The organism is Acetobacter sp. JWB (genome assembly GCF_003323795.1).
Classification (GTDB): domain Bacteria; phylum Pseudomonadota; class Alphaproteobacteria; order Acetobacterales; family Acetobacteraceae; genus Acetobacter; species Acetobacter oryzifermentans.
Map to the genome: position 1 here is coordinate 1,673,560 of NZ_CP030871.1, position 13,437 is coordinate 1,686,996.

At 46.6% G+C, this 13,437-nt stretch carries 10 protein-coding genes; 2 read left to right on the top strand and 8 right to left on the bottom strand.

What is annotated here, in order from left to right; translation table 11 throughout:
• Window positions 1-4: 4 nt before the first annotated feature.
• The 5 genes from DS739_RS07940 to aspT all read right to left on the bottom strand — a co-directional run bounded on the left by DS739_RS07940 (window position 5) and on the right by aspT (window position 6,575).
• Entirely contained in the window at window positions 5-757 is a 753-nt protein-coding gene (locus tag DS739_RS07940; protein WP_231621162.1) for a tetratricopeptide repeat protein, read from the bottom strand.
• Window positions 758-1,030: 273 nt separating this feature from the next.
• Complete coding sequence (locus DS739_RS07945) at window positions 1,031-2,020, bottom strand: transporter (protein WP_006117246.1); 990 nt, start codon at window positions 2,018-2,020, stop codon at window positions 1,031-1,033.
• 31 nt (window positions 2,021-2,051) lie between these two features.
• Window positions 2,052-3,152: an asparaginase gene (locus tag DS739_RS07950; protein ID WP_006117247.1), complete on the bottom strand. Its 1,101-nt coding sequence runs from the start codon at window positions 3,150-3,152 to the stop codon at window positions 2,052-2,054.
• 116 nt (window positions 3,153-3,268) lie between these two features.
• A complete protein-coding gene (locus tag DS739_RS07955) occupies window positions 3,269-4,858 on the bottom strand; it encodes a bifunctional aspartate transaminase/aspartate 4-decarboxylase (protein WP_006117248.1) in 1,590 nt (529 codons plus the stop codon).
• Window positions 4,859-4,883: 25 nt separating this feature from the next.
• On the bottom strand, window positions 4,884-6,575 hold the full coding sequence (aspT, locus tag DS739_RS07960) for an aspartate-alanine antiporter (RefSeq protein ID WP_006117249.1): 1,692 nt from the start codon (window positions 6,573-6,575) through the stop codon (window positions 4,884-4,886).
• Window positions 6,576-7,276: 701 nt separating this feature from the next.
• Here aspT and DS739_RS14165 point away from each other — a divergent pair.
• Window positions 7,277-7,453: a hypothetical protein gene (locus DS739_RS14165; RefSeq protein WP_156100428.1), complete on the top strand. Its 177-nt coding sequence runs from the start codon at window positions 7,277-7,279 to the stop codon at window positions 7,451-7,453.
• A 318-nt stretch (window positions 7,454-7,771) separates the two neighbouring features.
• On the opposite strand, the gene DS739_RS07970 is transcribed toward DS739_RS14165, so the two are convergent.
• The 3 genes from DS739_RS07970 to DS739_RS07980 all read right to left on the bottom strand — a co-directional run bounded on the left by DS739_RS07970 (window position 7,772) and on the right by DS739_RS07980 (window position 10,540).
• Complete coding sequence (locus tag DS739_RS07970; RefSeq protein WP_006117250.1) at window positions 7,772-8,050, bottom strand: hypothetical protein; 279 nt, start codon at window positions 8,048-8,050, stop codon at window positions 7,772-7,774.
• 455 nt (window positions 8,051-8,505) lie between these two features.
• Window positions 8,506-10,128: an ABC-F family ATP-binding cassette domain-containing protein gene (locus DS739_RS07975; RefSeq protein ID WP_006117251.1), complete on the bottom strand. Its 1,623-nt coding sequence runs from the start codon at window positions 10,126-10,128 to the stop codon at window positions 8,506-8,508.
• 166 nt (window positions 10,129-10,294) lie between these two features.
• The gene (locus tag DS739_RS07980) at window positions 10,295-10,540 is read right to left on the bottom strand and encodes a hypothetical protein (RefSeq protein WP_006117252.1); all 246 of its coding nucleotides are present in this window, start codon (window positions 10,538-10,540) and stop codon (window positions 10,295-10,297) included.
• A 284-nt stretch (window positions 10,541-10,824) separates the two neighbouring features.
• On the opposite strand from DS739_RS07980, the gene DS739_RS07985 reads away from it, so the two are divergent.
• Entirely contained in the window at window positions 10,825-13,338 is a 2,514-nt protein-coding gene (locus DS739_RS07985; protein WP_035352013.1) for a TonB-dependent siderophore receptor, read from the top strand.
• Window positions 13,339-13,437: the final 99 nt, after the last annotated feature.

The window sequence follows — 13,437 nt, forward strand, 5'->3', positions numbered from 1 at the left end:
TTTATTAATTATTATTTTTATTTGAACCTATTCTTTTTTCTATCATATTTTTCAAATTATAAATTGAACTGTGTTGCAAATGTTGCGTAATATCTCGTATTGCAAGCAAAACATCTAATGTGGCTTGCGGTACAGCTTGCTGCCACCATAACATTGCTTCTTCAATATGCCCTTGCTCTGCCAGCCATACCGCGTAATTGTGCTGGCCTCGGTAATCACCTTTTTGTGCTGATTGCTTATACAGCGTGATCGCTTTTTTCTTATCTCGAGAAATAACCCACCCCTCTTCGTAAAATCTTGCTAAAACATTCATGGACTTTGCGTGCCCAGCTTGGGTTCCTTCTTGAAAAAGCACAAATGCAGACGGAAGATCCTGCGGCATGCCAATACCCCGCATTGTCATGATCGCCAGATTATAGCGCCCCCAATTATCATGTAATTTTGCCGCTAAAGTGTAATGGGTAATGGCTTTCTGATGGCTTTGGGTACATCCCCAGCCAAAATAATAACAACGCCCCAGCATGTTATGTGCTGGCCCATACCCTGCCTGAGCAGCCATGCGAAACCATATCATCGCCGTTTCGGGATCTGAAGGTACATATACACTGTCTAAAAGGATTTTACCCCATAACACCTGCTCCAAATGGTACCCACGCAACGCTTTCTGGCGAATAGCTTCTATCTCAGAGGGTAATTCCACCGGTTTAGAAACGTCTTTCTTCCTTTTCCCATATCTCCAGAATTTTCTAAAATACATTACCGTAAACCCTCCCTGATAAGGGGATGCAACATAAGGATAATGCAAATTATTCTCAATAATACATATACTGAGATTTTTTAATTCTCACGTTGAAATGAGCATCCAGCAACAAAATATCATTGAATTGTTATGACAGGTATCTGGTTAAAATCACCAAAGCAGGTCGCAGACAAGAACACGGCATCCACCATTGTTCTTGTCATTACAAGTGTTACCTATAAAAATTCTGCTCGCGTTAAAGCAATACTCAAAAACCTTACAAAGTTAACCTCAGAACATGGCATTGACTGCAAACTGTGGGGAAACCTGAATACTCTTATTGTGTCCTGCAAAATAAAATGCCGAGCCCACAATAACCCCCCAACGTGCATTCCAATTATACTCAAACGCAGGAGCAATTTGCCAATCCGTTCCGGATGTTCCTGTTTTATGGATGTAATTGCCGTTACCATCATGCCCACGAAGCGTAGACCCATTAGACCAGTCTCGTGCAAGATCCATGGCCAGAACCCATTTCTGGCTTAAACCATATTCTAATGAAAAACCCGTCTGGCCGCTCATTCCCGGTTGACCACGGCCACGGAACCCGTGAGCTGTGCCATAACTGGTCACATCCGTCAGTTTAGCTGATGTTACAGCACGCCGGAACCAGTTCCATACACGCAGGCGCAGTTCATGGTTGCCCGGTAATGTATAAGTAGATTGCTCAGTCAAGGCAAAGCGGAAAACGTATGCACCACTCCCTACTCCGTCCTGTGCATCACCAAGTTTTTTGTAATCCCCTGTAGGAAAAATCATACCTGCAAACAGGTTAAACGCCGGAATGTAACGTTTAGGATTAGGCCGCACCAAACGATAGATAAGATCAACAGGCACATCACCTGTTTTGGGGCCATGAGAATGGCCATCTGCATGCTTCCATCCATAATCTACAATGGTATGGACTTGAATGCTGAAATCCTGAGAAATCCCGTATTTCCAAAGAGTTGAATTGGAAAACATGCGTTGCATAGGGTGAGATGCAGGCTCTGCCCGTCCATGCGCATCAAAAGACCCTAAGGGCTGGCTATAGGAATAATAAGGTTCAACATTCAGCACCCCTTCCCGCGTTGTGCCAGAAGGGGAAACGAGCGAGCCTGTATACCACTGATCTGCATGGGCGGATGCAAAGCTCCCACCAGATGCAAGAAAGCAGACAAACGCTTTTCTTACGGAAACCTTGCCACCTGCATATGCCCATTGCTTAAGGCGTACTCTCATTCACTTACTCATCCTGCTGAGTTCTTTCTGCTCAAAAGCCTGCGCTGAAAGCTTTTTGAATATCTGCTGCTGAGGTTTTTCCATTAGCCAGCAAAAGCTGCAAAAGTATCCGTGCCTTTTGTGGGTTCAAATCCATAGAGGCCACAAGCCCGTAGTGATCATCATCCACTTCCACATCGCGGTTTACAAAACCGTTGCCTACGCGGGTAGAACGCACAACAATCACACCAGACTTTGTGGCGCGTTCTATGCCTGCCAAGGCATCTGTTGAGACATTTCCATCCCCCATACCTGCAATGACAATACCCCGAGCCCCATTTTTTACGGCATCATCAATTTGCTGGGCATCCATATCTGCGTGGGCATATACAATTTGCACCCGTGGCAATGTGTGATCTGCCGGTAAATCGAGATGCTGCTGAGGTTTGGCTGGGGCAACAAAACGCACGCTTGCTGGATCAACATAACCCACTGGGCCCAGATTAGGTGAGTGGAATGTTTGTAGCGCAGTTGTATGCATTTTGCTCACGCCACGAGCAGATTGCACTTCATCATTCAGCACAACCAGAACGCCTCTTCCGCGGGCCTGCGGGTCTGCCGCTACCTTTACGGCTTCATACATATTAGCGGGGCCATCTGCACTAATGGCCGTGCTCGGCCGCATTGCTCCAGTTAAAATAACCGGGCGTGCATCCCCAATCACATTATCCAGGAAGAAGGCCGTTTCTTCCATCGTATCAGTTCCGTGAGTGATCACAACGGCATCAACTTCGTTATTGGCAAACGCTTGCCGAATACGTTCAGCCAACTTAAACCAGACCTGACTGTTCATGTTCTGAGAAGCGATGTTGGAGATCTGCTCCACCTGCAATTGGGCCAGTTTTTCAACTCCTGGCACACCTGCAATCAACTGCTCACCAGTTACGGCACCGGCATCATAGCCAATAGCAGAACGGGTATCGGCCTTACCGGATATTGTGCCACCTGTAGCCAGCACAAGCACACGTGGCAAGGAAACCTGCTTATGCGCAACAGGAGGTGCACTGGCCCCTTCTGCGTGGGAAAAAACAGGCATAACAGAAGCTACTCCCAAAATTGCAGCAAGAATAGGCAGACCACGCACAGAAACCATAAAAGAACACTCTTTCCGACGCAGAGAGATAAGGGAATGCCCTTACCTCTCTTTCTCATCGTTAAAAAACCAAACCTACCGAAAGAAGAACCTTATCCTTCCAGACACAACGTTCATTACGCCTGAGGCTTCACAAACTCAGCATGATATTCCTCAACCATCTTGCGCAATGAACGACCAATTGCGGCATACTGGAATTCATTCAGATTGGCGAGAGATGCACGGGCTGATGGGCGTGTGGTTCCAAACCCTGCGCCGGGAAGCAGCACAATACCAGTTTCATCTGCAATCCGGAACAGAATTTCACCTGTGCTGGCGCGCTTGAGCATCCACTGAGCAAAGTCTTCGCCATACAGAGCACGGCAGGTGTCTTCCAGATCAATCAGCGTGTAGTAATCTACCGCGTTTGCATCTTCTGATGGCGCCACACCTAGTTCATGGTAGAGCGCAGCTTCTCGACGGCGGATAACACTCTTGAGTGTAGCTTTATAACGGCCTTCGTGATCCATGAGTGCAAACAAAGAGAAAAGCACCATCTGAACCTGCTGTGGCGTAGAAAGGCCCGCCGTGTGGTTAAGTGCCACAGCACGACTATCCGCCACCAATCGGTCAATAAACTTCAGATCAGCAGAATCTGTGGTCAGGCTGGAATAACGCTTTGCCAGTGCTGCTTTTGCATCTGCCGGAAGCTGCGCCAAACGTGCATCAATCGCGTTATCCTTGTGCATGCCGATAACGCCAAGACGCCACCCCGTTGCCCCAAAATATTTAGAGAAGGAGTAAACAAGGATCGTATTGCGCGGGCAGATTGCATACAGCGAGCGGAAACCATCAGCAAACGTGCCATAGACATCATCTGTCAGGATCATCAGATCTGGACGATCTTTAACAATGGATGCAATTTTCTCCAGCGATGCATCATTCATTTTGACTGATGGCGGGTTGCTGGGGTTCACACAGAAGAACATTTTAACTGCTGGATCACGCAGCTTTTCCAACTCGCTTTCCGGATACTGCCAATCCAGAGAAGGGTCTGCCTGTACAGGCACAACTTCAAGGCCATATTCTTCAAGCTGTGGAATTTCGATATAGGGAGAGAAGATTGGCATACCGATAGCCACTTTATCTCCCTTTTTGATAAGATTATTCTGCTTGAGCGAATTAAACACATAGGCCATAGCCGCCGTGCCGCCCTCTGTTGCGAAAAAATCTGTGGAATCCAGAGATATCCGGCCCCCCACCATTTCGCGCAGCACATACTGGCCAACAATTTTCTCGCTCAGTGTCAGCATACGTGGGGGAGTTGGATAGTAACAGCCCAGAATACCTTCCACCATTTCAACAAGAAATGTATCGGCAGGCAGCCCCATCTGATCACGCACATAACTTAGGGCATGCCCCAAAAGTGCAGCTTCTTCTTTATCTTCATTGCTTTCAATAAAGCGATCAAAGCGTGCTTCAATACCTTCAATCCGTACCGTGCCCCCAAGCCCCGGTGACAGATAAGAAAGAGACAGGCGCGCTTCTGCCAAAGCATATTGCCCAAGCAGGAAAAAAGCAGCACGTGGAAGTGTTGCCAAAAAGTTGGGGTTCCCCCGGCCTGCATTTAGCATAACGCGATCAGCCTTTGATGAAGCAAGACTGATGAGCGTATCTTTGAGTTCAAATGGGCTGAGATCACGAAACTTCGAATAGTCGAGTGTCATTATTACGTTTCCTTTTTTTCAGTATTCAGGAAAATGCGACCACAAGTGGTCCAAGTAGCGTAAGCAGTACGTTTGCAACCGCGTAAGTAATGGCAAAGGGTGTGGTGGGAACAGCGTTACCCGCCTTGTTCAGCACTTCACCAAAAGCAGGGTTGGCACTGCGAGAACCAGCCAGAGCACCTGCAAAAATGGCCGTATTATTATAGCGCAGCACATAGCGCCCAAAGAACATGGTGAGAATAAGTGGCACCAGTGTAACAACCACGCCCAAGAGAAAGAGCGTTATGCCATGCTGCATGATGGTGGCAATGGCTTGCTGGCCCGTTTGCAAACCAGTTACAGCCACAAAGCCAGCCAACCCGAAATCTACCAGAAAAGTTGAGGCCCCCTGCGGCATATTCCCCATAACGGGATGTCGGCTTTGATACCAACCAAACAGCAGCCCGGACAGCAAAGCTCCGCCACCACTGCCAAGTGTAAGCGGAACAGATCCCATATGCACCACCCCCAAACCAATCAACAAACCAAGGGCTACACCCAGAGAATGGAAAACAAGATCGGTTTTGATACTGGGAAGAAGGATTGTGCCAATTTGGGCTGCTGCCCTCTGCACATCTGCTGATGTGCCAAGCAACGTCACAATATCTCCGTCTTTTACCTGCATGGAGCCCGTAATAGGCATAGCCTTACCTGCGCGGGAGAGCGCAACAAGGTAAACACCATGGCGCACAGCAGCAGAAAGAGACTGCACGCATTGATCAACAGTTTTTCCTACAAAATCCTTACGAGACAAGACAACATCCCGGCGAATGAGGGAAAGATCCAGCCCCGGAACTTCACCAATTTCCTGCCCGATGCTCTGCCCAGCGGCCAGAACATCTGGACGCTGCCCAACAAGCAAAATCTGATCACCCGGCAATAGCGGCGTATCAGCCCCTACTCCGGCTGGTTTACCATTACGCAGCACCTGCTCTACCGTAACGCCAGCAGTCATGCTTTCCACGCTTGCAACAGTCAGATCAGACTGTGTTAAACGGTACGCACGCCCAACAAGATTAGGGAAAGCAGAAACCTCACCCTCGCCCATAACATGCACCCCGCCCGCCTGCTCGGCTTCAGCACGGATGGCATCTTCACGGATACCACGCTTCATGAACCATGGCAGAACGTTAACGCATAGAAGAATAGGCCCGATGGAACCAAAGATATACGTTACGGCATATCCAACAGCAACATTGCCTTGAAGCTGCTGCACCTGCGCAAGCGGCAGGCCAATTTTTTCCAATGATGATCCTGCCGTGCCAATAATGGCCGACTGGGTAAGCCCACCTGCAGCAAGCCCCGCAGCAAGCCCTTTATCAAGATGGAATATACGCGCAACAGCTACAACGGTAATTAACCCCGTAATAGCCAGCACAACAGCCATCAGAATTTCCTTAAGAGACTGCCGCCCCAAGGAACGGAAAAACTGCGGGCCACTTTGATAGCCTACAGCATAGATAAAAAGAGCAAACAGAACGCTCTTGATGCCAGAATCAATATGAACGCCCACTTGGCTAATAAGCACGGCCGCCAGAAGCGAGCCTGCCACACCACCAAGCTGGAACGAACCGAAACGAAAGCGCCCAATCCAGCACCCTATAACCAGCGCAAGAAACAGAGCCATTTCCGGACACGCACCAAACAGGCCGGATAAAAGAGCAGTGAATGCGTGCAAAATGAAGTTCCTTAGAATTTATTCTATCCGAACTGCGCAACATATATATGAACTCACGCACTTGTAATTGATTCGAGTCAATTAATTTAATTTTATTTTTGTTATTACATTTCATTTAAGTAACAATACTTAAAATATTCTAATTTTATACTTATAATAAGTATTACTTTTTTATTTATTATAATTTTTACCATTGTTAATATACTGATCTTAAACGTATTATTTTTATTTTATTAAAATATAAATAAATAATATATTATTGTTTTCATGGAATAACGTATAAACATAAATTATTTAACTATATATAAAAAAATGCAGATTCATAATTTCCAAATTAAAATAGACACAAATGTCAAGTTTTTCTTATATACCTGCCACGCAAACCATGAGTAAATAATGTAATTATACATATCTCCACTTAACTTTTACGATAAAACTCATCCTTAGATTCTTTCATCAATCAGCAGAATATTTAGAAAACCAAGATGTATCCGTATGCCAAATTCTCATGATCAATTAATTTCCTGCTTTACAATGAAAAATAAAGTAGAACATAATCACTAAGAGACTGTAAATTCTCACAATACTTTAAAATATTATGTGTCCATCGCTATCAGAGCCATGAAATATTAAATTGAACTTTTATACCTCTGATATGTTTTAAAAAACCACCTTAATCTTCTTTGACAAGGCGTATCATTATGTCTTCAGAAGATCCTGATAATCCGGCTTTATGTATTCCCTATATTGTCTACCGACAAAACCTATTTTGGAAAAAACAGAGAATTATCGCGCAAGATAAATATATTGATGATGCTTTTGAGGTGATATCCAGACAATTATTTCGCATTGGCGCTCATGCGGATTGCCATAAATAGTCTCCGGCTGAGGCAAGATTACAATCTGGAGAAATAACAACATCTGTAAAATCGTAGGCACCTGTACCGCTTGCTTGATCATAACAAAGGGGCGCCATCCGTAACCCAAATGCCTGCTAATATTCCGCTTCAGAGGCGCTAAGCAAACTCATGGCGTTGCTCTGATTTACCATAAAGCTCCATCAATCGGACAACATTGACATGTCCTTCTAAACATCGCCCCAATGAAAACACTATTCTTTCTTCTACCTGCATTCAAACATGCCGTGCCTAGAGGCACCAGCAATCTTGCTGATGCCTCCAGTATTTAGCACGAAGTCAGGTGTTTTTATGACTCTGCTGGCCAGCTTTAACATGTTGCTCATGTGTGCCGCCCCGTGTGCCAGAACTATGTTTGCCCGTGTTCCTCTCATCGTGCGATGTGCCTGTATTTTTGTGGCTCTGCTCACCAGCTTTTACATGCTGTTCATGCGTGCCGCCCCGCGTGCCAGAGCTATGTTCGCCCGCATTCTTTTCAGTATGCGAGCTACCGGTGTTTTTATGGCTTTGCTCACCAGCTTTTACGTGCTGTTCATGGCTGCCGCCTTGATTGACCATTGCGCTCTTCCTTTTTTTGAGATGAGACGGTCTTTTAATCTAGCCGCCAGACACAAAACCTCTCGGTCTGTGTAAAGTTTCAAAAACGGGAAATGATTACAAATATTTTATAAGAAAACCGATACGATACTAAAATAAATAAGATATTTTCTTTATGTTTTGATGCATTTACCACAATGAATATTCATAATATTTTGAAAAATATGTGAAAAGATTAACTCATTCTCTTACGCGGCTCATGCAGCCAACAGATTTTTATTCACATGGACCGAAAAAACTTACTCTTCCAATCTTCTACCTATTTAGCAACTCATCTACTCTTATTGCGCTACAGGGCAGCACAATCGCCCGCACTTCTTACAGAAACCATGGTAAGCTCATGGTTGGAAATCTGTAAAAGAAGATACGGGCCGAACTAGGTCGGAATAAAATCCGAATTCAGTTTGAATACTGCATTACTCATGCAGTCCTGGAGCTTCACGTCCGGTTCGCGCAACGTATTCCGTATATCCACCATCGTAACGGAGAAGCCCTTCTGGTGTAAGTTCCAGAACACGGTTGGAAAGAGCGGCTAGAAAGTGACGATCATGGGAAACAAAGAGCATTGTGCCCTCATAATCAGCCAAAGCTGTAATCAACATTTCCTTGGTTGCGATATCAAGGTGGTTTGTTGGTTCATCAAGCACCAAAAAGTTCGGCGGATCGTACAGCATCAATGCCAAAACCAAACGTGCCTTTTCCCCTCCGGAAAGAACGCGGCATAATTTATCAATATCATCGCCAGAAAAGCCAAAACTTCCCGCTAATGACCGCAATGATCCTTGAGATGCAAGCGGAAAAGCATCATTGAGAGTTTCAAAAATAGTACGGTCACCATCCAATAGGTCCATGGCATGCTGCGCAAAATATCCCATTTTGACGCTACCACCAAGGGTAACCGTGCCAGCATCTGGTTCTGTACTTCCGGTAACAAGCTTCAACAAAGTTGATTTCCCTGCCCCGTTGATACCCAGCACGCAACAACGCTCTTGCCGACGGATCAACAGATCAAGGTTTTTGTAAATCACTCGGCTGCCATATGCTTTATCCACACCACGCAAGTTCACAACAACATCACCAGAACGTGGAGCAGGAGGAAAAGTGAAGGAAAGCGTTTGGCGGCGTTTTGGCGGCTCAATACGGTCAATCTTATCTAATTTCTTAACGCGGCTCTGCACTTGTGCAGCATGAGAAGCCCGTGCCTTGAAACGTTCGATAAATGCCACTTCCTTGGCCAGCATAGCCTGTTGGCGCTCAAACTGAGCCTGCTGCTGCTTTTCATTTAAGGCACGCTGCTGTTCGTAAAACTCGTAATCACCTGAAAAACTGGTGAGCACACCGCCATCAATTTCAATTACTTTATTGATAACGCGGTTCATGAAAGCACGGTCATGCGAGGTCATCAGCAAAGCGCCATCATAACCAGCCAGAAATTGTTCCAGCCAGATCAGGCTTTCCAAATCAAGATGGTTGCTTGGTTCATCCAACAGCATGACGTCTGGTTTCATTAACAGAATACGCGCAAGTGCCACACGCATTTTCCACCCGCCAGAAAGACGGCCTACGTCACCGTCCATCATTTCCTGGCTAAAGCCTAATCCATGCAGAACTTCGCGCGCGCGGCCATCTAACGCATAACCGCCTAACTCCTCAAACCGCCCTTGCACTTCGCCAAACCGTTCGAGAATGGCATCCAGTTCATCCAAACGTTCTGGATCTGCTAGCGCGGCCTCCAGCTCGGCCAGTTCAGCTCCAACCTCGGCAACCGGGCCAGCACCATTCATAACCTCTGCCACAGCGCTGCGGCCGGCCATCTCCCCCACATCCTGATTGAAAAAACCGATTGTGATGCCCCGATCAATCAAGACATTCCCTTCATCGGGCTCTTCCTCTTTTGTAATAAGACGGAATAGTGTTGTCTTACCGGCACCATTTGGCCCAACTAACCCGATTTTCTCACCTTTTTGAAGCGAAGCAGAGGCATCGACAAAAATGACACGATGGCCATTGTACTTGCTGATAGTGTCAAGACGGATCATTGGGCCTCAGATAACTAAATGGAATAAGCAAAACCGGAGGCCTCTTATTGCGTAACCCTTGCTAAGCGTAAATAGGGAAGCTCAAATTTACATATGGAGGGGCGTAACTGCGCGTAATCTGGCCCAATTACCAAGAATATCAACAGAACAATGAATATATATTTTCTTAAATTGTTTTTGTTATTTTATTAACTATAAAATCACTGGCATATTGTGCCGCAGCGCTAAGTTGCGTTTCCTGCAAATAGATCATTCCTGCTTCCAACTGCATCTCAGGTAAAAATCGTAACTTTGTTTTGGGATCAATAATATCACGACCAAGCTCTCTTAGCATCGTTACGGAAAGTAGGGTAAATGCATCTGCAAGATTTACAAAAACAAAATCATAATGGTTGGTCGCCAAGCCAGACAAAAATTATTGGCAGGATACAAGATTTTTAAGTTCAGAATCAATTCTTCTACCCGCAATAATAAAGCGTTCACAAATAGGATCTACAATCAGACCACCTTTATTTCTAATGAAACAGTTTATACGTACCAAAGTGTGTTCTCTCAAATGTTGCAAATCCGCCACAAATTTAAAGTTCCTCCATATAATACAAAAAATATGTTGAAAATATTAATCTACTTATATGATCGTGTATATGAATTCTATGCGTTTTTTAGGAGCTTATTGTGCGTTCATCCCGTTCGATCATGGCTCGTCCAGCTAACATCACACGCCCTCTCTTTTTGGGAACAACCTCCATATTCTGCTTATTGGCTGAACCGGTACATGCCCAGAATGAAAGCAGCTCCTTACCTAAACAGCATCAAACCACAGGGAAAAAAGCCCCTTCGACCTCCCGCGCCCCGCAATCAACAGTAACCGCGCCGCATCCTGTTGCTGCACAACCCGTAACTGGCGGTACTGAAGCTGTTATTGTGACCGGCACCCGTGAAATTGGCAAAAAGGCACGAGATAGTATTTCGCCTGTAGATATCATTACGGCACGCCAGCTTTCAGAAACAGGCATGCCCTCCCTCCGTGAAGCACTCACCCAACTTGCCCCTTCTTTAACCATGCCAACCAGTGGTTACGATGCAGGAGCCCTTACATCGGCCTTCAGTCTGCGCGGGCTAAGCCCGAATGAAACTCTTGTGCTTGTGGATGGTAAGCGTCGGCACACCACAGCCAATATTTATGCAGACCCCGGCCCTCAACAGGGAAGTACGCCTGTTGATGTAGACATGATTCCACTTGCTGCCATTGATCATGTTGAAATTCTGCGAGATGGCGCATCAGCCCAGTACGGGTCAGATGCTGTGGCTGGTGTGGTGAACATCATTCTTAAAAAGCAGGATCATGGCTTTCATGCCCAATCCCTTACGGGCATCACGGCCTCAAAGGATGGGTTTGAGCAAGGCATTTACATGGATGGTGGCGCAAAGCTGACAGATCGCGGGTATATCCATGTCAGCGGTGATTATGTGCATGAAGATCACACATATCGCAGTGCGCCAGACCTGCGCACGAACACAAAAATCAACAAACTTCTAGGCCAGCCTGAACAAACGCGCGAGACTGTCGCTGTAAAAGCCGGATATCATATACTGGATAATCTGGAAGCTTATGCGGTAGCCACCTATGCGCACCGCCATGCTGAATCCTTCCAGAATTATCGGACAGCCAGCTCTTTGGATAATTACCCGGCTTACGCCGCCATTTATCCAAATGGTTATTCCCCTGTCATGACGATGGATGAAAATGATTGGGAAGTAACGGCAGGCCTACGTGGCGAAATTGATAACTGGCACTGGGATCTGTCATCCGTTTACGGGCGTGATTATGACCGGATCGGAATTGCCAATTCAGCCAATCTTGCCCTTTCAACAGATACAGGCCGCACACCTACAAATTTTAATGCTCAGGGCTACAATAATGAGCAATGGAGCAACACGTTTGATCTCAGCAAAGCCTTCCATATTCCCGGCTGGCCGTATGCTATCAACGTAGCTGGAGGTGCATCCTATCGCTATGAAAGCTACAGCATTGGCACAGGATCTCCAGATTCCACCTATAGTAGCGGGTCTGATGCATTGCAGGGCACAGTAGCTGCCAATGCAGGCAATTATAGCCGCGATGTTATTGGTGGTTATATTGATATTGCCACTCATCTTGCCAAGAACGTGCAACTCGATCTGGCGGGCCGTTACGAACATTATACAGATGTAGGCGATACGGAAACAGGCAAGGCAGCGCTGCGTTATGATCCTCTGCCATGGCTTGGCCTCCGTGCGACAATATCAAACGGATTTCATGCCCCCACATTGGCGCAAGAATATTACAGTGCTGTTGCTGTTTCTCCCACAGCGGCGCGCGGCATTATTGCAGCAAACTCACCTGGTGCGCGTGCAAATGGCGCCAGTGCGCTTAAACCAGAACGCTCCACCAATGTTTCTGGCGGTATTGTGCTTGAACCCGTCAAACGGCTGCATATCACGGCAGATGTTTACCAGATAAACCTACGCGATCAGATTCTGCCAGGCGGTAACGTATATGGTACGGATGCTCTTTCTGCTTTGCAAATGAACGGATTTACACTTCCGGCTGATGCCGCCACGTGGGGCAGTTCTCTTTCCACTCACTGGTTTGCAAACGTGGCCAGCACGCGCACGCAAGGGCTGGATATTACCGCCACGTATCCAACGGAATTAAGCCCTACAATAGGCCGTATTGACTGGGATGTGGGTATCAACCTGAACCGCACGCGCCTGACACACCAAAGCAACGCAGCAGATGGCACGCCCCTGCTTACGGCCCAAAGTATTGCCTACATCACAACAGCTTACCCACGTAGCAAAATGATCTGGGGTGGCCGCTTTACCAGCAGTGATGGCAAATGGACTGTAGGCGTGCATGAAATACGCTGGGGGCAAACCACTTCAGAACTTACTGACTATACAGGGCCAACCAATAGCGCCAGCGTAAGCGCTTATTCCTTTACGCAATTCCATAACACGCCCAAATTTGTAACCAATCTGGACATTACCTACCGGGTTATGCCGCAACTGTCCTTTACGCTTGGGGCAAACAACCTGTTCAATGCCCTTCCCTCACGCGTGCCAGACAGTAACCGCTACCTCGGTGTGCCTCAGTATTACATGAGCACATCACAACTTGGTATTAATGGTGGTTTTTACTACTTAAAAGCGGATGTGAGATTTTAGAAATATCGCATCCACCCCGCATCTACGGGGCCATCATGATCTGGCCCCGTAGAAAAATAGCTGCAAAACTATGCTGCACGAAAGCTGTAATGCCCTCGT